This window comes from Mycolicibacterium llatzerense, from assembly GCF_025331195.1.
GTDB classification, from domain to species: Bacteria; Actinomycetota; Actinomycetes; order Mycobacteriales; family Mycobacteriaceae; genus Mycobacterium; species Mycobacterium llatzerense.
This window is the reverse complement of sequence record NZ_LXOV01000013.1, coordinates 43,241-68,352: the sequence shown is the minus strand read 5'-3', so window position 1 is coordinate 68,352 and position 25,112 is coordinate 43,241. Positions and strand designations below refer to the sequence as shown.

The 25,112-nt window shown below is 57.9% G+C and carries 20 protein-coding genes and 2 pseudogenes; 16 read left to right on the top strand and 6 right to left on the bottom strand.

Annotation, left to right across the window (positions count from 1 at the left end; translation table 11 throughout):
• Window positions 1-290: 290 nt before the first annotated feature.
• Window positions 291-1,130, top strand: a pseudogene (locus A7G45_RS20250) (IS256 family transposase); the annotation flags it as partial.
• Between the two features lie 482 nt (window positions 1,131-1,612).
• A complete protein-coding gene (locus A7G45_RS20245; RefSeq protein ID WP_060999849.1) occupies window positions 1,613-2,080 on the top strand; it encodes a PaaI family thioesterase in 468 nt (155 codons plus the stop codon).
• Between the two features lie 608 nt (window positions 2,081-2,688).
• Here A7G45_RS20245 and A7G45_RS20240 read toward each other — a convergent pair.
• Complete coding sequence (locus tag A7G45_RS20240; RefSeq protein WP_110783688.1) at window positions 2,689-3,318, bottom strand: TetR/AcrR family transcriptional regulator; 630 nt, start codon at window positions 3,316-3,318, stop codon at window positions 2,689-2,691.
• A 132-nt stretch (window positions 3,319-3,450) separates the two neighbouring features.
• On the opposite strand from A7G45_RS20240, the gene A7G45_RS20235 reads away from it, so the two are divergent.
• From A7G45_RS20235 to A7G45_RS20175, 13 genes are all read left to right on the top strand, one after another.
• Window positions 3,451-4,302, top strand: a complete 852-nt coding sequence (locus A7G45_RS20235; RefSeq protein ID WP_071289556.1) for an SDR family NAD(P)-dependent oxidoreductase — start codon at window positions 3,451-3,453, stop codon at window positions 4,300-4,302.
• Between the two features lie 17 nt (window positions 4,303-4,319).
• The gene (locus tag A7G45_RS20230; protein ID WP_071289557.1) at window positions 4,320-5,243 is read left to right on the top strand and encodes a reductase; all 924 of its coding nucleotides are present in this window, start codon (window positions 4,320-4,322) and stop codon (window positions 5,241-5,243) included.
• Complete coding sequence (locus tag A7G45_RS20225; RefSeq protein WP_083420676.1) at window positions 5,240-6,706, top strand: flavin-containing monooxygenase; 1,467 nt, start codon at window positions 5,240-5,242, stop codon at window positions 6,704-6,706. Before A7G45_RS20230 ends, A7G45_RS20225 begins: the two co-directional genes overlap by 4 nt.
• Before the next feature lie 78 nt (window positions 6,707-6,784).
• Window positions 6,785-8,290, top strand: coding sequence for a flavin-containing monooxygenase (locus A7G45_RS20220; RefSeq protein WP_083420677.1), 1,506 nt, complete (start codon window positions 6,785-6,787; stop codon window positions 8,288-8,290).
• A 5-nt stretch (window positions 8,291-8,295) separates the two neighbouring features.
• A complete protein-coding gene (locus A7G45_RS20215) occupies window positions 8,296-9,252 on the top strand; it encodes an alpha/beta hydrolase (RefSeq protein ID WP_083420679.1) in 957 nt (318 codons plus the stop codon).
• Between the two features lie 912 nt (window positions 9,253-10,164).
• The gene (locus A7G45_RS20210; RefSeq protein WP_061001200.1) at window positions 10,165-11,619 is read left to right on the top strand and encodes a cytochrome P450; all 1,455 of its coding nucleotides are present in this window, start codon (window positions 10,165-10,167) and stop codon (window positions 11,617-11,619) included.
• The gene (locus A7G45_RS20205) at window positions 11,616-12,269 is read left to right on the top strand and encodes a transglutaminase-like domain-containing protein (RefSeq protein ID WP_071289743.1); all 654 of its coding nucleotides are present in this window, start codon (window positions 11,616-11,618) and stop codon (window positions 12,267-12,269) included. Before A7G45_RS20210 ends, A7G45_RS20205 begins: the two co-directional genes overlap by 4 nt.
• 26 nt (window positions 12,270-12,295) lie before the next feature.
• Window positions 12,296-13,909, top strand: coding sequence for a fatty acid--CoA ligase (locus A7G45_RS20200; protein WP_110797519.1), 1,614 nt, complete (start codon window positions 12,296-12,298; stop codon window positions 13,907-13,909).
• 66 nt (window positions 13,910-13,975) lie between these two features.
• Window positions 13,976-15,097 carry an acyl-CoA dehydrogenase family protein gene (locus tag A7G45_RS20195; RefSeq protein ID WP_204354881.1) on the top strand — a complete coding sequence of 374 codons (1,122 nt, stop codon included), beginning with the start codon at window positions 13,976-13,978 and terminating at the stop codon, window positions 15,095-15,097.
• A 42-nt stretch (window positions 15,098-15,139) separates the two neighbouring features.
• The gene (locus tag A7G45_RS20190; protein ID WP_071289740.1) at window positions 15,140-16,219 is read left to right on the top strand and encodes a BtrH N-terminal domain-containing protein; all 1,080 of its coding nucleotides are present in this window, start codon (window positions 15,140-15,142) and stop codon (window positions 16,217-16,219) included.
• A 76-nt stretch (window positions 16,220-16,295) separates the two neighbouring features.
• Window positions 16,296-16,706 (top strand): sterol carrier protein, encoded by a 411-nt coding sequence (locus tag A7G45_RS20185; RefSeq protein WP_071289739.1) that lies wholly within the window; start codon window positions 16,296-16,298, stop codon window positions 16,704-16,706.
• Window positions 16,707-16,861: 155 nt separating this feature from the next.
• A complete protein-coding gene (locus A7G45_RS20180) occupies window positions 16,862-17,968 on the top strand; it encodes an NDMA-dependent alcohol dehydrogenase (RefSeq protein WP_071289738.1) in 1,107 nt (368 codons plus the stop codon).
• Window positions 17,969-17,998: 30 nt separating this feature from the next.
• Window positions 17,999-19,057, top strand: coding sequence for an acyl-CoA dehydrogenase family protein (locus A7G45_RS20175; protein WP_260939861.1), 1,059 nt, complete (start codon window positions 17,999-18,001; stop codon window positions 19,055-19,057).
• A 102-nt stretch (window positions 19,058-19,159) separates the two neighbouring features.
• Here the strand turns inward: A7G45_RS20175 and A7G45_RS20170 are convergent, their stop codons facing one another.
• From A7G45_RS20170 to A7G45_RS20160, 3 genes are all read right to left on the bottom strand, one after another.
• The gene (locus tag A7G45_RS20170) at window positions 19,160-20,440 is read right to left on the bottom strand and encodes a PucR family transcriptional regulator (protein ID WP_260939860.1); all 1,281 of its coding nucleotides are present in this window, start codon (window positions 20,438-20,440) and stop codon (window positions 19,160-19,162) included.
• 1,055 nt (window positions 20,441-21,495) lie between these two features.
• Window positions 21,496-21,705, bottom strand: a complete 210-nt coding sequence (locus tag A7G45_RS20165) for a TetR-type transcription factor C-terminal domain-containing protein (protein ID WP_061002722.1) — start codon at window positions 21,703-21,705, stop codon at window positions 21,496-21,498.
• Window positions 21,653-21,802, bottom strand: a complete 150-nt coding sequence (locus A7G45_RS20160; RefSeq protein ID WP_260940101.1) for a TetR family transcriptional regulator — start codon at window positions 21,800-21,802, stop codon at window positions 21,653-21,655. Before A7G45_RS20160 ends, A7G45_RS20165 begins: the two co-directional genes overlap by 53 nt.
• Before the next feature lie 313 nt (window positions 21,803-22,115).
• Between A7G45_RS20160 and A7G45_RS20155 the strand changes: the two are divergent.
• A pseudogene (locus tag A7G45_RS20155) lies at window positions 22,116-22,432 on the top strand (IS481 family transposase); the annotation flags it as partial.
• 74 nt (window positions 22,433-22,506) lie between these two features.
• Here the strand turns inward: A7G45_RS20155 and A7G45_RS20150 are convergent.
• Together A7G45_RS20150 and A7G45_RS20145 are read right to left on the bottom strand one after the other, a co-directional pair.
• Window positions 22,507-23,706: an NAD(P)/FAD-dependent oxidoreductase gene (locus A7G45_RS20150; protein ID WP_260939859.1), complete on the bottom strand. Its 1,200-nt coding sequence runs from the start codon at window positions 23,704-23,706 to the stop codon at window positions 22,507-22,509.
• The gene (locus A7G45_RS20145) at window positions 23,703-25,091 is read right to left on the bottom strand and encodes a cytochrome P450 (protein ID WP_061004584.1); all 1,389 of its coding nucleotides are present in this window, start codon (window positions 25,089-25,091) and stop codon (window positions 23,703-23,705) included. Before A7G45_RS20145 ends, A7G45_RS20150 begins: the two co-directional genes overlap by 4 nt.
• Window positions 25,092-25,112: the final 21 nt, after the last annotated feature.

The window sequence follows — 25,112 nt, the reverse complement described above, 5'->3', positions numbered from 1 at the left end:
CCCGCACCCCCGGCATTTCGACCCGCAAGTGATGGCACCTCACCATGGGACCGATCACATCTCATTTATGACAGTTCCGGTGGTCTTGATGGTGACACTTCAGTCCCGAGGGTCGCCTCGAACGGGTCTCGTTCACGGCGTCGTTGGCGCGCATCGTCCACGAGTCTGGCGTGTGGCGCGTACTGAGTCGAAGACCCGCTCGGCGTGGCGGGCGGTCCGTGGGCGCATTAGATGGACTGTGTAAATCCTCTTAACGGAAGGATCGCAGGACGTGACGACATGAAAGGGCAATGGATGCGGCGCTGGTTGCCGCCAGCCCTACGGTCGAGATGGCCGACGCGCTTCGTGCTTCGGGGGTCAGTGTATGAACTGCTGGCGCCGATCGATAACTGCGAGGTGGCGCTGACCGGTGATGGCGGGCTGCTGCCGGGGTTGATCAAGCTCGTCCTTCAACGTGGGCTGGCGCCGAACTCACCGCTCACCTTGGTGACGAGAACGGCGATCTGATCAGGCGGGTGAAACGGCGGCCCACTCAAGACGGTGCTCACCAGGCCGGCCCGTTACCCTTGGAGGTGCCGCGAGACCGCAGCGGTTCGTTGACCCCGACGCTGGTACCCATCGGCCAGCGTGGTGAAGGCAGGCTCGATGACATGGCCATCTCCCGATATGCGGTGCGGAATCAATTTGCGGGACATCCGATTTCGGATTTAGTTCGGCGATCGGGACGCAGGCATCGCGAGAGACGATCCCCAATACCGTCGACGAGATCTCCGACGGGGTCCTGGCATGGCAGCGCCGACCGCTGGAACCGTCGTATCCGGTGATCTACCTCGACGCGATGATTGTGAAGGTCAAAGACGGCGGCCACACCCCCAACAAGGCCGCGCCACATCGCTGTGGGCGTCGATATGACCGGGATCAAGCGCGTTCGGGGGATCTGGGATCAGCCGAACGAAGGCGCTTCGTTCTAGGTGTTGGTATCCGCCGATTTGGCCAATCGCGGGGTCAAGGATGTGTTGACCGTGTGCTGCGGCGGGCTCACTGGGTTCCCGGACGCGATCGCGACCATGCGGTCACACACCGCGGTGCAGACGTGCGCGGCGAAGCTGAGCCGCAACTCGATGCGGTTTTGTGTCGGTGCCCCGGTTGAATAAGCGATTGCATTCCCTATGCTACTCAATGTAGCGTAGGGAAACTAACTGTACGGATTGTGCTGCTCGGAATGTGAACATTGACTGTCAGGTAGCCAGCGTTCCGGCACTCTCGTGAGTACTGGTGGATTACGCTGCTGGCTACGCTGAATACAGCATGTTGCTTCCGGCTTAGTGAGGATTCGCAGGTCGCGAGGCGGGCGTTCGCGTTCGACAGACGCGTCGATGAGTCTCCGCTGGAAGTAACGAGGAGTTTTCGTGCCCGGTTGTGCGACAAGGGAATCCCATTCGGCGTCATCGGTGCGGTGCCCTTGCCCGTCTTCGGGATAGCGAGCAGAGCAGCCGGCCCGCATTCGAGCGCCAGCGATCGTGGTACTTACCACCAGTGACGAGAAGAGGTCTTTGTGAGCATTTCGAATCCACCGGACGTGCAGCGGTTACCGTCGCACACTCCGACGTGTATGGGCTGTGGGCCAGACAATCCGCATGGACTGCACCTTTCGGTCTTCCGTCGAGGGGAGGAGGTGTACGCGGACGTCACATTCGATGAACGGCACGTCGGCGCGCCAGGTCTCGCCCACGGCGGGGCCATCGCCGCCGCGTGCGATGACTTGTTTGGCTTCACGTTGTGGATCGCCGGAACGCCGGCTGTCACACGCAGGCTGACCGTCGAGTACTTGCAGCCGGTTCCGCTGCATGATGCCCATAGGATCGCCGCGCGTATTACTGAACGCAATGGCCGTGCCATCCACGTCACCGGCGCCGGAATTGGTGCTGACGGCGTTATGCGCTTCACTGCTGAAGCGGTCTTCATAGCAGTGGAAGTAGGGCACTTCGCTGCGCATGGGGACATCAAGGGATTCGGCGAACTATTCGCGGAACTCGTTCGCCGTGCAGACAACGGGGCTCATCAACAGGAAGTGCAGTGAACCTGTTTGCGGCAGGCCGCGTTCGTGCCTTCCGCACCCGATCACAGACAGCCGTAATCGGTATGAGTTGAAACCATCGATGCGATCGCCTCGTCGTTCTTCTGGCAGCTGCGGCGCTCTAGAGTCCCGAGGGACAACCGCTGATTGGACTGGGACGATGAACAGGTCCGCGCACTTCGGCTCGAACGGCCGATTCGCCGACTATGGGTGGAGACTGAATAACCCGACGCTCATCAAGGCGAAGACAAGGGCTTTCGTCCCGGTCGACCAATTGGTGAGCGGGGTCGGTTCCCGACTGCGGTGGCGCAGGGCATCGGCGCCAGCCTAGTCAGATTCTCGTCCACCGGGCACCTTCGGTGCTTCGCCCATCGATTGGTGAGGTCTTAATTGTCAACCTCGGCGACCCGTAGCAATACGCACAGTGCTGTCGGTGGATTGCCGCTGGAGTTCGGTGGCAGCGGTCCATCGTACTCGACATCATTCGTGTGATCGCAAAAGCAGACGGTTCCCCAGGCCATGTGTCTGGTGACCCCGTCGCGCACATCGCCTTCGTCGAACTACCTAGTTCGACGGAGCAGAACGAGTCGACCAGCTACATCACCGTGCCATCAATCAGCCAGGTAACGCTGCGCGAGAATCTCGGCTAGTCGGCTCGTATGCACAATCACCTCGTCCTTCGACACATCGAGCAGCCCAGAATGCCACGCGGTGATGACTTCGACGAAACCGCCTACGGCAACCAAGGTATCCATTCGGAGCGCTGCCTCGTCTACGTCATCAAGCAAATGGGGTCGGCTTGCCTCCACGACGAGTTGCGTTGCGTCTTGCAATGCGAGTGCGCGGCGATCCTGAAGTGGAGAACTGCCGACGTGGTGGGCGAGAAGGATGCGGGCTTGGCCTGGATCGGAAGCGATCCGGTCAACCACGATGGAGATCGCCGCGGCAATCGTCTCCATCGCCGGCCGATCGATCCGCTCGTTGAACAGAGTCGAGAGCTCGCCTAGCACCTCACTCCGGACACCGTCCCACGCTGCCACGAGCAAATCGTCGCGCGTCTTGAACTCTTCGTAGAAGTATCGATCATTGAGCCCGGTGGCTGCGCACACGCCGCGCATGGTTACCGCAGCCCAGCCGTTCTCGGTCCATATTTCAGTCGCCGCCTCGATGAACCTCTGGCGCCGCTCTGCCCGCCGTTCCGCGCCTGTGCGCCCACCCCACCGCTTGTTTTGAGACCGCACACCACCATCTTGACAAACGGGACAAGCGACGGACAAACTGGTGTCATCTGCCACCAATGGTGGCAGCCGCCACCAGAAGTGAGTTGCGTCGCAATCGCTCTGCGGCCGCCAAATCAAATAGGGAAAGGTCACATGAAATTGTCGGTTCTTGGCCGAACGCCAGGTCGGAGTTACGGAGCCGACGCTGTCGTGACGGGGGCGGGCAGTGGCATCGGGCGCGCCTTTGCTGTGGAGCTCGCGCGTCGCGGTGGCCGGGTGATATGTGCGGACAGAAATCTGAGCACAGCGCGGGAGTCGGCCGAACTGGTGCGCCAGGCGGGCGGCGAAGGCCTCGACATCGAATGCGATGTGACCGAACTCGACCAGGTACGGCTGTTGGCAAAGACGGGTGAGAGTTGGTTCGGAAAGCCCGCCAGCTTGGTGATCAATAACGCCGGAATCGGCGCGGGTGGCAACGTTATCGGTGCAACATCGATAAACGACTGGACTGCCGCGATCTCAGTGAACCTTTGGGGTGTTATCTACGGTTGCGAGACTTTTGTCCCTCGGATGCGCGAGAATCGCCGATGCGGTGTAATCAACGTTGCGTCCGCGGCAAGTTTTGGCGCCGCGCCGCGTATGGGCGCCTACAACGTGAGCAAAGCGGGCGTTCTGGCTCTATCAGAGACATTAGCAGCCGAACTTTCTGGTACCGATGTCAATGTCACCGTGCTTTGTCCGACATTTGTGAAAACCAACATCGTAGATAATCCTCAAATCCAAGAGTCTGCTGCCAGACTCGCGGGCACGCTGATGAAGTGGACCGGCGTATCGCCGGAGTCTGTCGCACGGAAAACACTCGACGCACATGACCGGGGGCAAATCTACGTCGTGCCTCAGATCGATGCAAAAGTGCTGTGGCAGATTAAAAGAACACTACCGAGCACTTTCACACGTGCATTGGGATTGATGGATCAAGTGGCTTCCTGGAAACAGATCGTCTAGAGAAAGCGCGTAAGGAAATGTCTTTCGCATATAGCGATATGCTCGAAACTATAAAAAGTAAGCAATGGGCGCTGGCGGATATCGATTGGGATGCTCCGGGTGCTGAGCTCATCACGGATGAGCAGCGTCCCAAGCTCAAGCAGTTCATGGCTGACGTAGTATGGATTGAACATGTCGGAGCGCGGGCATTCGCGGCGATGGCACCAAAAGCTCCGTTCGAAGCTCTGGGTGACATTTACCGGTACTTTCACGCTGAAGAGCAGCGCCACGCCAACGTTGAGCTAGCACTCATGCGGCGGTGGGGGATGCTGGAAAGGGACGAAAAGCCCGTTCCGAACAAAAATATCCGGCTGGTGATAGAATGGCTAGATCGATATGCTGAAGCTCTACCATTAACGGTGATTGGTGCCGCGATTCCCGCTCTGGAAACCGCCCTCGACGGAGCTTTGCTCAAATTTCTATTGGACGAGGTCGCGGACCCGCTTTGTGCCGAGGTTTTCAATAAAGTGAACAGCGACGAGTCGAGGCATCTAGCCGTAGGTTTTCAGGTCCTCAATGATCTGGGTGCCAGCCCGATGCGAGTCCACGCAATCCAAACAGCTGGCGCGCTGATTGATCCAAGAATCCTGGCTGGCGGGTTACTCTATGTACCTCTCCTAACGCGAATGCTGATGAATCTCAATGCCATGGGCTTGTCGGAAGAAAAACTATACAACGCCGTAACACGTTACGCGAATGTCGGTGATCGCAGTGAACACACTCGGAGGGTTCCCGGATATCACATTCTGAAGGCTCACATGTCGTCTTCGATTAAACGATCCCAACCCCTGCATTTCATATCACAGCGCCTGGGCGACGCAATCGATGTTTTCCCCGTTCGAGTTCTAGGTCGACCACCTTCATGGACTGACGAGCTGACTTATGAGCCGGTAGCGAAATGACAGGAGTAAAGACCACTCTAATAATTGGCGCCGGATTCGCTGGTATCGGCACGGCTGTTCGGCTGATTCAGGAGGGCATGGACGAATTCGTTATACTGGAGCGTTCCGATAGCATCGGAGGAACCTGGCGGGATAACAGCTACCCCGGAGCGGCTTGCGACATTCCTTCATTGCTCTATTCTTACTCCTTTGAACAGAACCCTTCCTGGTCGCAAGCGTACTCGGGTAGCGCCGAGATACTGCAATATATTGAAAGAATCGTTGCAAAGTATGATCTTACTCGATTCATCAATTTTAGTTCTGAAGTGAGTTCGATTGAATTCGATGAAGAAAGCGCTACCTGGTTTGCTGACACAAGGGATGGCCGGCGATACGCGGGTCGGTCGATCGTCATTGCGAGTGGGCCACTTGCGAATGTGAGTCTCCCGGACATCAGGGGTATTGATTCATACGAAGGCAAAAAGATGCACAGCGCTCGCTGGGATCACGCCTATGACTTGTCAGGCAAACGTGTTGCCGTGGTCGGAACAGGTGCGAGTGCAGTCCAGATTGTGCCAGAATTGGTGAAATGCGCTAAATCAGTCAAGGTCTTTCAGCGAACGCCCGGTTGGGTTCTACCAAGGGCGAATTTCACGCACCCGGGCTGGTTGCGATCCATGTTCCGTCGTTCGTCTTCATTCGAACAAGCTGGGCGACAAATATGGTTTTGGGCGCACGAGGTCATGGCTGTCGGCATGGTGTGGGATACGGCTGCAACGACAGTCATCGAAATAGCGGCGAAATCTAATCTGCGTCGGCAGGTGAAGGACGGCTGGCTTCGACGCCAGTTGACCCCTAGCTTCAGGCCGGGGTGCAAACGGATGCTGATGACCAGCGAGTACTACCCAGCCCTGCAAGCTAGTAATTGCAAGCTCATTAGTTGGCCAATTGCTACTCTGGCTCCTAACGGTATTCGGACAGCCGATGGTGTCGAGCATGAGGTCGACTGTATAGTTTTTGCAACCGGATTCGATGTCTGTAAGCAGGGCACACCCTTCCCGGTGCGAGGTCTAAACGGGCGAAAGCTAGACGATGAATGGTCTCGGGGAACGTATGCCTATAAAAGTGTGAACGTCGCCGGCTATCCGAACCTATTCTTCACTTTTGGACCGAATTCCGGTCCGGGCCATAATTCAGCTCTTATCTATATGGAAGCGGCCATCGACTACATCGTCCAGGCGATCAAAGTGCTCCAAGCTCAAGGTGTGCGCACGCTGGATGTTCGAAATGACCGGCAAAGTGCCTACCACGCGGACATCCAACGTCGCCTTAAGCGGACGACTTGGAATTCAGGATGCACAAGTTGGTACCTAACCGAGGACGGATACAACGGTACGATGTATCCGGGTTTTGCCACCCAATTCAGAAGAGAACTCTCTCAATTCGACATGCATGACTATATCGTCACTGGTAATGATGGATAGAAGCCGATCATTCGGCGCTTCTCAAAAAGCGTCGGATGACAATGCCCATAGATCAGTCTTAGGAAGCGATGAATTTATATGCAGGTCTTTGATAGTGAGATAATAATCGTGGGAGCGGGCTTCTCGGGTATCGGCACCGCGATCAGCCTGCAAAAGTCGGGATTTTCCGACTTCTTAATCGTAGATGATGCTGGCGGTGTAGGTGGCACTTGGCATTGGAACACTTATCCCGGTATCGCGGTGGATATTCCGTCGTATAGCTATCAATTTTCCTACGAAAAACGGGCTGATTGGTCGCGCACATATGCACACGGAAATGAGCTTAAGGACTATGCGGTCGAGTGTGTAGAGAAGTATGGGCTTGCCGAAAGAATTCGCTTCAATACGACCATTATTGAAGCTTGTTATGATGAGTCTGTAAATCTATGGCAATTGCGGACTGCGGCTGGAGAGAAGCTAGCCGCACGTTTCGTCATCAACTGTTCAGGTGTTTTGAGTCGCCCGAAATGGCCGCAGATACCGGGCATCGCAAGCTTTGCTGGTGTCACCCTGCACACCGCTCGATGGGATCATTCTAAGGACGTCGCGGGCAAGAGAGTGGCAGTCATCGGTACGGGAGCTTCAGCGGTACAGCTGATTCCTGAAGTCGCCAAAACTGCGGCAAGTTTGACGGTGTTTCAACGTACGCCCATCTATTGTTTGCCCAAGCCGGATTTTCGGGTACCTAGGTGGGCTCGCGCTGCATTACGCCATTTTCCGGGCGTGCAGTTTGCGACGCGCATAGGTAGTCAAGCATTTGTCGAGCTGACGTTTCCGATCGCGGCTCACTTTCACACGATTCTTCCCATGTCGACTGCGATGGAGGACCTCGCGAAGCGCTATATGCGCAATCAAGTAGATGACGCACGCACGAGGGAAAGTCTTATTCCAAAATATGCTCTCGGATGTAAGAGGCCTAGCTTCCACAATTCATATCTAGCGACTTACAATAGACGCAATGTTTCGCTCGAAACGGATGGAATCTCATGCATAGATGGCCAATCAATTCACACGATCAACGGTGAAACCTATCCGATTGATGTTCTAGTACTCGCGACGGGTTTCAAGGTGATGGAGCCGGGCAACATGCCGACATATATGCTTAAAGGCCTCGGTGGACTCGAACAGGCGGCTTGGTGGGACGAGCACCGCCTCCAGGCTTTTGAGGGCGTGAGCGTCCCGGGATTTCCGAATCATTTCAACATCTTTGGTCCATATGGTTACAACGGTTCTTCTTATTTCGCCCTAATCGAAGCGCAGAGTCGGCACATTGTCCGATGCCTTCGGCATGCTCGCGCGTCGGGATCGAATTATATAGAGGTCACTGATGAGGCCAATGATCGGTATTTTGCTGATGTGCTCCGGCGACGCCACCGACAAGTTTTCTGGCAACCCACCTGTTCGGCGGCAAATAGTTACTATTTCGACCAACATGGAGATGTGCCGCTCCGCCCGTCGACGACACTCGAGACATCTCTGCGAAGCCGAACCTTTCCATTGTCTAGTTACCGATTTGACAGGCGAGGGTCGGTGGCCTCGTCGTGACGGATATGAAGGCGCCGGACTGGCGGCCCAGTATTGCGAGCTACTTGCTCGCTCTCTCGTCGCAGATTACGATTCGCCCGCTGGCCAGAGTTCTCCCTCCGAATGCCTATGGAATTGCTGTCTTGGATCGAGTGCTGCGTATCGCACTTGCCACCTCGTGGCCACGCCGTGGGGTGACAGTCGAACAGGTGGATGCCCAGTTTGCTGGAAGTCGGATTTGCGGGGAATGGGTCACATCGTCCGCTGTTGATCCTCACGCACCGCCTGTGCTCTATATTCACGGCGGCGCCTATTCGATGTGTTCTCCAGGTACGCATCGCGGACTTCTCGGTGAGCTGGCCTCAGCTAGCGGTCGGCCGATCTTCGCCGTCAAGTACCGACTAGCGCCGCGCTACCCGTACCCGGCCGCAGCTGACGACGCATTGAATGCGTACCGCTGGCTTGCGCATCGGTCGAGTTCATCTGGAGGGCGAGATTCTGTGGCTTTGGCTGGAGATTCCGCAGGAGGGCAGCTCTCGATGGCGACTGCGCTAAGCGCGCGAGACGAGATGCTGCCAGTCCCGGATTCGTTGCTCCTGATGTCCCCGGTGCTGGACCTCAGCTGCAAACTAGCGCGAGCACGCGAAGTCCGGCGCTCAGACCCTTTCGCGTCTGCACGGTCGGCGGCACGGGCGCTCCAGTTGTACGTAGCTGGGGCAGATCCCAGCGATCCTCGAGTTAGCGTGCTTACTGCCGACCTTTGCGGCATGCCACCGACCTTGATTCAAGTCGGTGGTCGAGAAATGCTGATCGATGATTCGCGGACGCTCGGAAAGTATCTTCGAGCCGACGGCTCATCGGTCGAAATCCAGGTGTATCGAGGACAAATTCACGTTTTCCAGGCTATGTTCAGAGTTTTGCCCGAGGCGCGCGAAGCAATTGAATGTGCAGGTAGATTCCTCAAAGAAGCTGCATCGAAATGAAAAGCGCCGAACTAGTGATTTGATGTCAATTTCAGTGACCTTTTGGTCTCTGTCGAAATATGGTGAAAATTTTCTTTCTAAACGGCATGGATACGATCCGGTGCAGATTGTGGTGGGTGTCGGCGTTGCCGGTGTAGCTATACCTCGTCCTTCGGAAAGTGTCGGTTGCGAAATTTTGCCACCGTGGATAATGCTGGGCGTATCTGTAGTGTTTGTCGGAATAACGTCTAATCTCGTGGCGGTCAGCGATATGGCATCAGTGCATTGTTCGTCGTCGTATCTGTCGAAATCTCCGATGGGCGAGGGACTACCGCGACTAATCAGGGATGAAGGCATATAGCAACGCGTCTTTGATGTGCGGTGGGCTTGATCGCCGTCGTCGTTTGGAGACTGAGATTGCGGCGCTGTCGATTGCCGGCAGGCTGGTCGGTGGTATTTCGCCACCAGATCAGGAGGCAGGCTTAGCTGCGAAATTGCGCATCAGTGCTACTACGCGATGCCAGATACATCGGTAGGTAGCCATCCCATTGTTGCGGCAAACTGACGCCCGACGATGAGTCTGGCTATGCAAAGGTTTGAGGGAACTATTGCCGTGGTCAGCTTGGGCACTCTGTGCCCAGTCGGCGCCGCGCACCGAGCGGTGAAATTCCGGCGCGCGCAGGCCGGGATCGACGTTCGTGTAACGGATCCTGACTCGGAAACCAGGCGAGCGTTGGCACTCTTGCTGGAGCGTGAGCTCGTTGGTCTGAAGTCCAGCCTGGCGGTGTCAGTCGAACGGCATGTGACGAGGCCGAGATTCAGCCGCTGCTGATGACAAAATATCACATCTGTCTAGATATTGACATTTACATCCAATATGTAAAAACTGGTGGCGAGTGCGGTCAAGGTACGCCGTGACTGGGAGGAGCTGTTGTGAACCCGCTTGTTGAGCCTGTGATTGAAGCCAGAAAGAGTCTGTCGTCCGTCCTGCTTGCGCCCGCGCCGCGTGTCGTTGACGAGAGTTGGCGTCGATGGTGCCGAGGCTGGCCGGTCTGTGAACTCGCTGTTGTGCCGTCCGGAAGTGGCTTGAAACCGGTGCTCGGCGATTCAGGCCTGCCTCTTGTCGGTCATACGCTCGACTACATCCGATTCGGGTCGGATTTCAGCCGAGAGCGCTACGACCGTCTGGGTTCTGTGTCGTGGATGGGCGCGTTCGGCACCAAGTTGGTGGTCATCGCCGGTCCGGAGGCCACCCGGCAGGCTTTCACGAGCGAAGCGAAGGCATTTTCTCAGGATGGCTGGTCCTTTTTGATCGACGCCTTCTTTCATCGCGGATTGATGCTCATGAGCTTTGATGAGCACTTGATGCACCGACGCATCATGCAGGAGGCGTTTACGCGTCCGCGCCTGACCGGATATGTCGAGCAAGTAACCCCATGCGTTCGCTCAGCAGTGCCCGCGTGGCCGACGGGCTCGTCGACTCGAATCTATCCACTGCTGAAGGAACTCACCCTCGATGTAGCCACCGACGTTTTCATGGGTGGCCGCGGCAAGGAGGAGAGTGATGCTGTCAACAAGGCGTTCGTCGCTGCGGTGCGTGCAGCGAGCTCCCTTGTGCGTGTTCCGCTTCCGGGAACTAGATTCCGCGCTGGTGTGCGAGGCCGGCGCGTCTTGGAGGACTACTTTTTCCGGCATCTGTCGGCCGCGCGAGCCGGTGAAACGGACGATCTGTTCGCTGCTCTTTGTCAAGCCACCACCGAAGACGGGGAGCGGTTCTCCGACGAGGATGTGGTGAGTCACATGATCTTCTTGATGATGGCGGCTCACGACACATCGACGATCACCACTACTGCGGTCGCCTATTTCCTCGCCAAGAATCCGGTGTGGCAGGAGGCGGCGGCGGCGGAAGCCGAGGCCGTCGGTGACGGGTTGCCAGACATCGAGGCCCTAGAGAAGATGGCGGTTATCGACCTTGTGATCAAGGAAGCGCTCAGATTGGTTGCACCTGTTCCGCTGGTGATGCGCAAGACGGTTCGAGATGTCGCCATCGACGGATATCACATCCCAGTGGGCACCGTTTGTGCCATAACAGCTGCGGTGAATCACTTCGATCGAACGATCTGGAGTGATCCTGAGCGGTTCGATCCTTCACGTTTTGACGAGCCTCGGCGCGAGGATCAACACCACCGATTCGCCTGGGTACCTTTCGGGGGAGGAGCGCATAAGTGTATCGGCATGCAATTCGGAACTCTTGAGGTCAAAGCGATCCTGCACCGGATGCTGCGGTCGTTCATCTGGACGGTTCCGGAGAACTATCAGGTCCGGTGGGACAACACCTCGCTTCCTATTCCGGTGGACGGACTTCCGTTGGAGATGAGACGCCGATGACTGACGATTACAGGCGTTATCTCGAAACCACGGAATTTCTAGATTGGCAACATGATGCGGTACGTGGCTTCGTGTCGTCGGCGATCCGGGGCGCCGCTGACGACATTACGAAAGCGATAGGCATCTTTACCGCGGTCCGTGACTCCATTTGGTATGACCCCTACACAGTCACCGATAACCCGGACGCGTATCGCGCCAGTACCGTCGCGACATCCGGACGCGCCTACTGCGTCCCGAAGGCCGTGCTGTTGACGGCAGCGTGCCGAGCGGCTGGAATTCCGGCGCGGCTGGGGTTCGCCGACGTTCGAAACCACCTCCAAACCAAGACATTGCGCGAGCGGATGGGTGGTACAGACGTCTTTGTCTATCACGGTTACAGTCTCATGTTTCTCAACGGTGCCTGGGTGAAGGCCACTCCGGCGTTCAATCGTGAGTTGTGCGCGCGTTTCGGTGTCTCGCCGATAGATTTCGATGGTCGTAGTGACGCACTGCTACATGGGTTTACGGGTGACGGCACCCAGCACATGGAGTATCTGTGCGATCGGGGAGCCTACGACGATCTACCCCTAGCAGACATCCTGCAAGCACTGAAATCGCATTATGGCAGTTTCATCGACCAGCCGAACAGCAGTCCCGACCTCTTCGCCTGAAAGGGCACTACACGATGCAAAGCACTATGCAAGATGTTCCCCTCACGGTCTCGGCAATCGTTCAGCATGCGGCAGCCATACACGGTGATAGCGAGGTCATAACTCAAACCGGAGCTGGCTATCGCAGGACTTCCTATCGCGGAATGCTGCCGCGAGTAGCTCAACTCGCCAACGCTCTGCGCAGCCTTGGCGTCACTGCAGATCAACGCGTGGCCACCTTCCAATGGAGCAACCAGGAACATTTGGAGGCCTACTGTGCGGTTCCCTCCATGGGTGCGGTCCTGCATACCTTGAACATTCGTTTGGCCCCAGAGCAACTCGCGTACATCGCCAATCATGCGAACGACCAGATTGTGATAGTAGACGCGTCGGTCGCGCCGTTGCTGGCTGCCGCGCTCCCTGCAATGACGTCGGTGCACACCGTCATCGTTACAGGACAGGGCGACCTTGCCCCGTTGCAGGGAAGCGGAAAAACAGTTCTGTGTTACGAGGAAGTGCTTGCCGGCCAGGAAGAGTCATTTGAGTGGCCGGTTCTCGACGAGTTGTCTGCCGCGGCCATGTGTTACACCAGCGGCACCACGGGAGATCCCAAAGGCGTCGTCTACAGTCATCGTTCCACCTACTTGCACTCCCTGACCGCGTGCACCGCTAATGCGTTGTCGATCAGCGAGGCCGACCGTCTGTTGGCCATCGTCCCAATGTTTCACGCCAATGCGTGGGGGCTTGTCTATGCAGCGTTGATGTCCGGTGCGGATCTGGTGCTGCCTGACCGGTATCTCCAAGCCGAACCATTGGTATCGCTCATCGAAAACACCGGGCCGACCGTCGCTGGTGCGGTGCCGACGATCTGGAATGATGTCGACCGATATCTGGATTCGCATCCTGGGCGGGATATATCTTCGCTACGTTTGGTCGCTTGCGGAGGATCGGCTGTTCCGATTTCCCTGATTCGTGGGTTTGAAGAAAAGTACAACGTGCCCATCGTGCAGGCATGGGGCATGACCGAAACGTCTCCGCTGGCTACCGTTGCACGTCCGAATCGCGACGCTGACGAGACGAGACGATGGGAGATGCGGGCCAGTCAAGGTCGGCCGATCTGCGGTGTCGAAATCCGTCTGCGGGACGACGACGGTAAAAACGTGCCGTGGGACGGACAATCAGTTGGGGAGATTCAGGCGCGTGGGCCGTGGATAACCGGCTCATATTTCGGTGACTTCGACTCGGACAAATTTGACGAAGGATGGTTGCGTACCGGTGACGTCGGCCGCATCGATCCGGACGGATGTCTCACCCTGACGGACCGTTCAAAGGACGTGATCAAATCTGGCGGCGAATGGATCTCGTCGGTAGAACTGGAAAACGCGCTTATCGGTCATCCCTCAATCTACGAAGCAGCGGTCATCGGAGTTCCTGACGACAAATGGCAGGAGAGGCCCTTGGCTCTTGTGGTAGTTCACCCGGGCTCTGAGGTGAACATTGACCAACTCCAGGTCTTTATCTCGCAGAAGGTTGCAAAGTGGTGGATTCCGGAGCGATGGTGTTTCGTTGCTGACATACCACGTACAAGTGTTGGAAAGTATGACAAAAAAGCGATCCGTGCGAAACATGCGTCTGGACATTACAAAGTTCAGTACGTTTGATTCCTCTGAATAGTTGCAAACTCGAGTTGTTGAAAGGAAATTGTGTCCATCTCAATGTCCCCATGGATGAATGCCGAATTGGTAGAGCTTCGTGACCTCGCAGCGAAGTTCTTCTCGGCCGAATTGGCGCCGCATGCGCAGCGCTTTGCCGACCAGCACCACGTCGACCGAGAACTGTGGAACCGGGCGGGTGAGCTGGGCTTGCTCTGCATGTCTATACCTGAGGAATACGGCGGGGGCGGTGGCACGTTCGCGCACGAAGCGGTCGTGCTCGAAGAGCAGGCCCGCATCGGTGACAGTTCATGGGGCGCTGGGCTGCACAGCGGAATCGTCGCGCACTACATCCTGCAGTACGCGACTGAAGAGCTGCGACGAGAATGGTTGCCCAAGATGGCATCCGGCGAACTCGTTGGAGCCATAGCCATGACTGAACCAGGTACCGGCTCGGATTTGCAGGGTGTCAAAACCAAAGCTGTACTGGACGGAGACGAGTACGTCATCTCGGGCTCGAAGACCTTTATCACCAACGGCCAGCAAGCCGATCTGATAATTGTCGTTGCCAAAACCGACTCCAGTAAGGGCGCGGCCGGAATATCTCTCTTCGTAGTCGAAGCTGACCGGGCGGGGTTCCGGCGTGGCAAGGTTCTCGACAAGATCGGCCAACGCGGTCAGGACACCTCTGAGTTGTTCTTCGACGAAGTGAGGGTTCCGCGCTCGCATCTACTGGGCCAGACCGAGGGTCAGGGCTTCATTCAGCTCATGAACCAGTTGCCCCAAGAACGACTTATCGTGGCGGTGGGTGCAGTCGCGGCGATGGAGCTTGCCCTGGAGCAGACGCTTAAGTACACGCGTGAGCGCGAGGCGTTTGGTCGGCCGGTCTTTGGCTTTCAGAACACCAAGTTCGTCCTGGCTGAAGCTGCGACCGAAACGCGCATCGCAAGAGTGTTCCTCGACTACTGCATCGACCTGCACCTTGCGGGTCAACTCGACGTGCAGACCGTCGCTATGGCGAAGTGGTGGACCACGGAACGGGCTATGAAGGTCCTTGATGACTGTATGCAGCTGCACGGCGGCTATGGCTACATGACTGAGTACCCCATCTCGAGATTGTGGGTGGATCAGCGCGTGCAAAAAATCTATGCCGGCACGAACGAGGTTATGAAGGAAATCATCTCTCGATCGCTGTGATCGACCGATAATTGACTTTTCTAAACAAATCTAGGAGCTCGAATGGCAACGGTGATTCTGCCCTATCGACATGAAGTTGCGGGCCATTGTGGTTCGGGTGCGCTACGTGACTTGACTGAGTGGGCGGGTATTCGTTTCGCCGGACACGTACCGGATGAAGGATTGGTTTTTGTGCTTGGCGGCGCATTGGACTTCTCCTACATCCGATCAGCGAAACTTCAACCGCCGGTCTATCTCGTTGGGCGTAGCGCCGATCTTGAAGACGAATACTTGAACCGATTGGGTGCGCAGTTGGAGACTCGCGCGACCGACGACGCTGACCTTGGATGGAAATGGGTGACCGAGCAGCTCGACGCGGGCACGCCAGTCATGGTGTGGACGGACATCGCCGAATTGCCTTATCTGCGCGCGCGGCTGAACATGAGTCGGCATGACGTCGTGGTCGTCGGGTATGATGATGCCCGGGAAGTCGCTTATGTCGTAGATAATGATCGCGATACTGTCCAGGCGGTTCCGTATGCAAATCTACGGCGCGCCCGTGCTTCGACTGGATTTCCAGTCCCGACCCGCAATACGACTTACATCGTCGAGTGGCCGGAGTCTGCACCCGACCTCAGGGTAGCTGCGTGCTCGGCGTTTCTTCGCAGCGCTGAAGCCATGGAAGGCGCCTACATTGGCGCGCCCATTGCGTCGCTTTCCAGTTCCGAAATGCAGGTGAACGGACTGGCTGGAATTTCTTCTTTCGTTGAGGATTTGAACCGGTGGTCGGACCTTTTCGATGATGATTGCCTCGAAGCGGCATTGTTTGCGCTAAGCGCCCTTATTCAAAAGGCTGGAACGGGAGGCGGCCTGTTCCGGAGCCTCCAGGCGCAGGGTTGCCAAAAGGTGGCGGAACTACTCGATTTCGAACCTGCACAAGAAGCTGCCGACGCCGCTGCGGCCGCATCCCGACTTTGGACGGGCTTGGCGGCGATCGCTTATGACCCGGAGACCGACCCCCGCCGTAGGGCCGCAGATGCTGCTTCTTTGGCGGCGCAGCTGCCGAGTGCCGAATGGGAGTTGGCGACCGCGCTGAGGGCTGCGGGAAATTCGCTTCGTCGAAGACGAATCACGAGCGGATAAGGCTGCGGCAAATATGGTCGCGTGAGGATTCGCGGAACAACCATTTAGTCAATATGTCAATAGATGGAGGAAAGCAATGTCCGTTTTCGCTGATGAGGATGAGGTCTACCGCTACTTGGGTGGAATTTTCCGGCGAGGTTTAGAAAACGCAGAGCTTGCGACAAAGCTTGCTCGGTCCGGGGTGGTATTGCGCATTCACTACACCGATCCTGATGCGATAGTAACCGTGGATATGCCAAACAAATTGATCGAGACTGGAGCCACCAGCGCCGCTACGCCGAACGTCGAACTATTCATGACTGCCGACACTGGCAATAGGTTTTGGCTGGGCAAGGTGAATCTGACGGTGGCCATGGCTAAAGGGAATGTCAGGGCTAAAGGCCCTGTAGCCAAGTTGGTGAGACTAATACCGCAGGCCAAGAATCTCTTTCCGGAGTACCGTGCAATGCTGGAGGCGGAGAGACGTCGAGATCTTTTAAGTGCTTGATATGGCAAGTCAATCGGCGCTGTCGTAGCTTCAACCGTATTCCTCGGTGAGATTCGCCGTGATCGCCGTCGCATAGTAACCCCGCTTTAGGGTAGTGCTCAACGTTAAATTCTGTATTTACTAAGCATTTTTACCACCGAAAGGACATATTCAACGTGAAGACACGTGCTGCGGTTTTGTGGGGTCTGGGTCAGAAATGGGAGGTCGAAGAGATTGAGCTCGACCCTCCGGGTGCTGGCGAGGTACTTGTGCGCCTTGCGGCCACGGGACTGTGCCATTCTGATGAGCATCTCGTAACCGGTGATCTGCCAATCCCGCTGCCGGTTGTCGGTGGCCACGAAGGTGCCGGCACAGTTATTGAGTGTGGCGTGGGCGTTGATGAGTTCGCCGAAGGCGATTCCGTCATCTTGACCTTCCTGCCCTCGTGCGGTCGGTGTTCCTACTGTGCCCGCGGTATGGGGAATCTCTGCGAACTCGGAGCAGCGCTGATGATGGGGCCGCAACTTGATGGCACCTACCGGTTCCATGCTCGAGGCGAAGATGTCGGACAAATGTGCTTGCTGGGGACGTTTTCCGAGTACACCGTGGTGCCGAAATCGTCACTGGTAAAAATAGACAGTGGAATTCCCCTTGACAAGGCAGCATTGATCGGTTGCGGCGTTACGACCGGCTATGGCTCGGCTGTACGGACCGGAGAGGTGCGCGCCGGCGATACGGTTGTGGTCGTTGGTGCAGGCGGTATCGGAATGAATGCGATTCAGGGTGCGCGCATCGCTGGAGCGCTCACGATCGTGGCGGTCGATCCCGTGGAATTTAAGCGGCAGCAGGCCCGGGATTTCGGCGCGACACACACCGCAGCTTCAATGGACGAAGCGTGGTCAGTCGTTAGTGACATCACGTTCGGCAAATTGGCCGATGTATGTATTCTCACCACGGACATCGCCGAAGTATCCTACACGGGCGAGGCGCTCGCTTTGGTTGGAAAGCGCGGGCGCGTTGTGGTTACGGCCATCGGGCACCCTGACGACACGTCGATAAGTGGATCCCTGCTTGAGATCACGCTCTACGAGAAGCAAATTCGTGGTGCGCTCTATGGTTCATCAAACGCGCCCCACGATATTCCGCAGTTGGTTGAACTTTATGCCGCCGGGCAGCTGAAGCTTGATGAGCTGATTACCCGGGAATACTCATTGGATCAAATTAACGATGGGTACGATGACATGCGATCAGGAACAAATATTCGCGGACTGATCCGATTTTGACATCTGACCGTACGGGATTGGGTCACGTCGTTGCCGCTGCGGATTTTCACGCAAGGGCTTGGTCTCGGGCTCGGTGAAGATCGCCACGACTGGCCTGGTGAAGCCGCAGCGGGTAAACACTCACGCAACCCACCGTTCGCGGGAGGCATGTCTGCGCACCATTTCGGAGCGCAAGGTGAAATTCCGCGCAACCTGCACGTAAAGGCGCAGAAGCTGGGCTATCTGGAGCCGGGTTTTCGAAGTCACGTCCTGGACTGGAAGGTCCACGCCACCCCGACCGAAGTCGGTGGCTATCGCTTCGATGGCATAAAACACTTCAGCAGCGGGGCCAAGGGGTCCGACCTGCTCCTCGTGTTCGGCGTCGTTCAGGACGACTCCGACCAAAAGGGGGCGATCATCACCGCGGTTATCCCCACCGACCGGGCCGGTGTCGTCATCAACGATGACTGGCAAGCATTGGGCATGCGCCGAACCGACAGCGGCACCACCGAATTCCATGACGTCGAAGTACGCCCAGACGAGGTGCTCGGCGGTCCGAACGCCGTGCTGAGCGCCTTATTCCAGTTTCAGCGAGGCAGTCTGTTTGGACCGCTCGTCCAGCTCGTCTTCGTCAACGTCTATCTCTGCATCGCGAGAGGGGCTCTCGACGCAGCCGCTGAGTACACGCGCACACAGGCCAGGCCGTGGACGCCGGCGGGCGTGACCCAAGCCGTTGAGGATCCATACGTTATCCGCACCTACGGCGAGTTCGGCATCGCATTGCAAGGCGCCGATGCCGCCGCGCGCGAGGCCGCGCGAGTTTTTGAGACGGTGTGGAACAAGGGCGATCAACTGTCGGCGGAGGATCGAGGAGAACTGATGGTTCTGGCGGTGGGCGCCAAAGCGCTGGCATCGCAAGCCGCACTTGACATCACCAGCCGGATCTTCGAGGTCATCGGAGCCAGGGGGACGCATCCGCGTTACGGCTTCGATCGCTTCTGGCGCAACATCAGGACCCACACCCTGCACGATCCGGTGGCGTACAAGATCGCCGAGGTGGGGAATCATGTGTTGAACGGCGCCCATCCGTTACCGGGATTTACATCATAGGTGCGGCCACCGCGTCGCGATGTTTGCCGGGCAGACAAACGTGATTCCACGCGGTTGTAGCTTGGAGACAGATGACCTCAAGGGAATCGCGTGACTCCCAAGCTAATGGGTATGACCATCCGAGTTGAGCACCGCTGCTCCGAACAACTCGCACATTTCTAAGGCGATCTCGACATCGAGCCGGTCGTCGGTTAGGGGTCGGCCCCGTCGCTGGGCTGCACGCCCTACTCGGTACTTGACCGTATTGCTGTGCAGGTGCAGTTCTTCTCCCGCTGACTTAAGGCTAGCTCCCGAACGGAGAAAGACTTTGGCTGTTTCACGGAGTTTTAGGTCGGCTACAGAGTTGCAAGCGAGGGGCCCGAGGGTATCGCGGACGAACATGCTCATCGCATCAATGTCATTGACGAGCAGAGAGCCAAGCGCAACCCCCGGATCGGCCGCGCTAATGAAGCGGTGCTCCGCACCTTCGGCCGCAATAGCGACTAGACGAGCCCGTTCCGCCTGGCGATGTGATCGCCGAAATCCGTCGATACCGGCGAGCGGTGTTCCTACGGCGACGTTGGGCACGTCCTGCTCTGACTCTATGAACCTGCGGAGGTGGGCCACCGCAGTCTCGTCGTTCACCGCAATCCAGGCCCACCCCACCAAACGGTCCACGGACAGATGCAGGGCGGACACGGCCCCCACCGCACGTGATGCACGTTTCAGGAGTCTCTTGGTCGTCTCCGGTTGTGCATCGTGGTCCTCTCGCGGGCGATCCCACCACAGGACGATCGCGGTATGCAGGGCGTCCAGTGGATACTGGATCATCTCGGACGTCGTGGCGATGTTGACGTCCATGCCTGCGAGAACGTCGCGTACTACCTGTGTGCGAGCTCCGCGACGATGCTCTTCCCACACCGTGTGCTCTTCTTGATACGTGCTCAGTAGCTGTTCGGAAACGCAGTCAATGTAGCCGAACGACACTCGCGTGATGTGTTCGTAGAGATCGAGCTTCAGTTCTGGTGACAGATTCGACCGTCTGATCTCGTCGATCACGAATCGCAGTCCTTGCTGATGACCCAGTCGATAAGCCCGCAGCAGGGAATTGGCCGGTACTCCACGCTGTGCCATCCTGCGGGCATGTTCAAGCGCCGCTGCGGGTGGTTCCACAATTGCGATCGGGATGTCGTAACGGAGGGTCGAAAACCAGGTTTCGACGTTCGCCGCGACAGTCTCGATGAGAAGATCTTCGAGCTGACCGTCCCCACTTAGCTCTGCGACCTCGGCCGCCAGAAGCCTCTGGATCAGATCCGGTAGATCGCGCAATTGCTGCCCCAGGCCACCGAGTACCTCGGCGACGTGAACGGGCATCGCCCTGTCAGAAGCGGGGTGAACCACCATGGGTCCATGGTAGGCGCTACCTTTGTCTACTGGCGACAAACATTTCCTCGGCATTCATCGATAACCTACGTAGCTCTAGTTGAGCCACCGCGTTAATGTGGAAATCGCTGTTCCCGGCGGTGACCGGCGGATTTCAGTAATCGATATCGTGCGGCTCGCCTCATCGTAGGAGGACCTTTATGTCATTCATCGCAGCTTTCACTGTGTTGGCATGCGTTGCCGGCATAAGTCGGCCTGTTGTTGCCTATGTTGGCTCGCGTCCGGATGTCGGGCGAGCACTCGCTTCGATCGATGACGACTGGTTGGCAGTCGACCATGCTCGGGACAACCCACCGTTGTAGACGGAGACTGCCCACTGATCAACGGCCGGCAATCGGCTTGTAGTAGTCAGCTCTTGCGCAGCGTCAAGCGAGTGCGCCTTCGCCACCATCTGAGCCGTGCGCCGGGCTACTTGCAGTGCCAGGTGGTCTCTGACATGCGTTGAATCTGAAATCGAATTAGTGCCAGTGATGACCCGACGTGCGGTCACGGCCGAGTATGCGGCAGCTGGTGCACGGCGTTCCCGCGCCGACTCGCATCGCTATAATTTACGGCCGCACGGTTCAGCCAATGATTTCACGCAAAGCAACGCTCTGGCTCGCCCACCTGGTGCAGCTGGCACTGACCGGTCTGGCCATGCTCATCAACTATGTCGCGCGACATCGCTTTTCGCACCCGCAGCCTACCAGCGGGTGATCGATCAACTGACATAAACTCATTTGGTGAAGTAGACCCTCGTTGCTTCGCCGACGATCGCCGCTGTTGCAAGAACTTCCGGCGGGTCGGGAAAATTGAGCATCACGGTTCGGGCACGCAGTAATGGCTTTCATCATCTAAACTTGAGCGACACCAAGAACGGCATGCCCCAAATCGGCGAGTAGAACCGAAATGCGTTCGGCGGCCATACCGGTTTCGCGGTATGGCAACGTCGACTGAATCGCTCCAATTGCGCCGTGGACTACAGCGCGTAATCCTGTCTCGTCAAGTTCGGGGCGGAGCTCACTGAGGACGTGCACCTACTCCTCGAGATATAGACGCTGTTTGCGACGTAACTGACTGCGCTGCTGCGCGGCCAGATTGTGAAATTCGCGGTAGTAGACGATGGCGAGCTCGCGTTGGTCCAAAACGAGCGCTACATGGTCCGCGACGAGGGCGGTCAGTGCCTCGGCGTCGTCACGGCTCTGTTCGACGATCGAGGAAGCACGCTGCAGCAGCGTGTCGATCACTTTGCTCGAATAGCGCCGCCAGCAAGCCTGCCTTGCTTTCGAAGTGTCGGTAAATCGCTGGACCGACGACGCTGGCGGAATCGCGGATATCGGCCAGCGATGGGGAATGATATCCGCGGTCCGCGATAATCTGCGCGGCCGCCGTCAGAATCCGCGCTCGACGTTCACCGCCTCTTCTGCGACCGTCGGACTCATAGCCGACCTTCCTTTCGCGGAAAAGGGTGGTTGTCTGGACCGTGCACGACGCCTGCGGAGTCGAAGCACAGCCCGTGATGTTAGCGTTGACTCACTTACTCAAGCTGAATCTCCCGACATCAGCACCGAACGTGAATTGTGCTCCGAAAGACTGGCCTGCGAGTCTTTCTCGTCTGTCAGAAGCGCGCTACTTGCAATTCGCGGACGGGCCAGCGCGAATCATCAAGGTGCGTTTCAGATGTCGCTGGGACCGCATCACATCGCCGTAACATCTAGGCATGTAGCGCTCGACGGTCGAAGCGGTCCTTGGCCGCTACCGGATGGCTCCGGACCAGAACACCAGGTTTGGTGGTGCGCCGAACCACACCACATCGCTATGAGCACTCCGAGCCCGGGACCTGGTGCATCTCGATGATCAAAAAGCCGGCCGCCAGGTCAGCGCAACCACAGCGGCGTGGAATACGCCAACATCAATCACGCGGTCGATGACCACTCGCGGGTGACGTATAAGGAGACCGGGACCGCCCCCCGGATTGGTTGACTCCCCATCTGTGAGGAGTCGTCCTTGCTGAGCTGATCAACCCCCGTTCCGAGACGTTTGGCGGTTCAGGCTGAACCGGCGAGCAGTTCGGCGCGGTCGGTGGGAAGACATTTGGTGATGGCCCGTTTAGCAAGCATGAAATCGCGTGGTCGATTGACGCAGTCGGCGGCGATGAGTTCGCCATCACGGAAGTAAAAGCAACTGAATTCTCTATGGCGCGACGGATCGCCGCTGAGCACGACTTCGTCGTATCCGGTGTTCAGACCGGCGATCTGGAGTTTGAGATCGTACTGGTCGGACCAGAACCACGGTAGCGCAGCGATGGCGCTGCGCTTCCCGCAGATGGTCGCCGCGGCGATCTTGGCCTGCTCGCCGGCGCTCGGCACCGATTCCAGCCGAATGCGTGAACCGTATCGGGCCATCACGTGGCTGGTGCAGTCGCCGGCGGCCACGATGTCCGGATCGCTGGTGCGGGCCTGGTCATCGATCACGATGCCATTATCGACGGATAATCCTGCGGCTGAAGCGAGTTCGGTGTTGGGTACCACGCCGACACCGACGATCACCACATCGGCAGGAAGTAATGCGCCGTCCGCCAGCACTACCTCTCGCACGTTGCCGTTGCCGGTGAAGGCTTCGACGAGGGCCTGAGTCCTAATGTCCACGCCCGCGTCGCGGTGGATCCGCGTGAAGAACGCCGACACCTCCGGCGCGGTAACCCGTTCAAGTACACGATCCGTCGCCTCCAGCACGGTGACCTGCATGCCCAGCGAATACAACGAGGCCGCTGTCTCCAACCCGATGTAGCCGCCCCCCACGATTACGACCCGACGGCCGGGTACAGCAGCTGCTCGGATCGATTCGACGTCAGCCGCGGTGCGCAAGTAGTGAATCCCGCGAAGGTCCGCCCCCGGAATCGGCAGTTGCCTAGCCCTCGCGCCGACACACAACGCGAGCTTGGTATAGCTCACCGTGTCGCCGGTATCCAATAACACGCGCCCCGCAGCCCGGTCGATCGAATCCACGGTCGAGTGCACAAGCTTAATGTCCTGCTTGGGGTAAAAATCGGCACTGCGGATCAGGAGTTCGTCGAGGTTGCTCTTGCCGGCCAGGTAGGCCTTCGACAACGGCGGACGGTGATACGGCAGTTTCCCCTCATCCCCGATCAGGACGATCTCGCCGGCCCAGCCGTCACGCCGGAGATTGCCCGCCAGCTGCGCGCCGGCGTGGCTGGCCCCGACGATCACCGCCCGTTCGGTCGTCATGCACTCTCTTTGGGGGTGAGGCGGACCATCAACTTGCTGATGCCCCGAATGAAATTCGATTGCACGTACTCAGGCTCGCCGATGACCTCGATGTTCTCGAAGCGTGGGAGCAGTTCCTCCCACAGGATCCGCAGCTGAAGCTCGGCGAGCCGGTTGCCCATGCACCGGTGCACGCCGAACCCGAAGGCGATGTGATTGCGGGCGTTGCTTCGATCGATGATCAACTCGTCGGGCCGCTCGAAGACACGCTCATCCCGATTGCCTGAGGCGTACCACATCACCAGCTTGTCGCCCTTGCGGATGAACTGCCCGTTCAGCATGGTGTCCTTCTTCGCGACTCGCCGCATGTACGCCAAGGGGGTCTGCCACCGGATGATCTCGGGAACCATTCCGGGGATCAGGTCGGGGTTCGCCTTCAGTTTCTCGAACTGGTCGGGGAACTCGTTGAGGGCCAGCACCCCTCCACTCATCGAGTTACGCGTGGTGTCATTGCCCCCGATGATCAGCAGCAGCAGGTTGCCCAGAAACTCCATCGGGCGGTCGATGAGATCTTTCGTTTCGTCGTTGCTCTGCAGCATCGTGATCAGATCGAATCCGGGCTCTTCCCCGCTGGCCGTTCGAGCTGCCTTGTCGCGCCAGAGCGCACCGAGCCCCTGCGCCATATCAACCATGCCGCGGAAAATCTCGTCGTTGTCGGACGGACCACCGTTGGCCTGCTCCATGGAGCCGGCCAGATCCGACCACTCCACCAGCTTGCGGCGCCGCTCGTACGGGAAGTCCAACAGCGTCGCCAGCATGCGTGCGGTCAGCTCGACAGAGACGTTCTGTACCCACTCGAACGGCTCGTTCACCGGCAGGTCGTCCAACACCTCCCGAACGCGTGAGCGGATCAACCCCTCCATCTCACGCAGGTTCTTCGGCGCCACAACTCCCTGGACGGTGGCGCGCTGGCGGTCGTGGCGCGGCGGGTCCATCGCGATGAACATCGCGACGTCCATGAAGCGGGGCGGAGTGCCAATGATGATGAACGGTTCCGCCGAGAACACCTCGTGGTTCTTGTCCACGGCGATGATGTCCTCATGCCGGGTCACCGACCAAAACGGACCGAACGGACTCTTCGCCTGGTAATGCACCGGAGCCTCGTTGCGCACCCGCTCGAAGTAGGACTGCCAGCGACCCTGACGGTAGAGGAACGGGTTGCTGAGATCGATATCAGCCAAGTCGACGTCCTCGACCGGCGGGATGGGGGTCTCGGTGAACATCTTCTGGCCGTTCGTCCCGGTGATCAACCGGCGCATCTTGTCGTAGCCGTGAGCGCCCCTCAGTTGCATCTTCACGGGCAGCGTGGACTGTACTTTCGCGGTGACTGCTGAGGAAATACTCATCTTTTATTCCGCTCTCGTGGT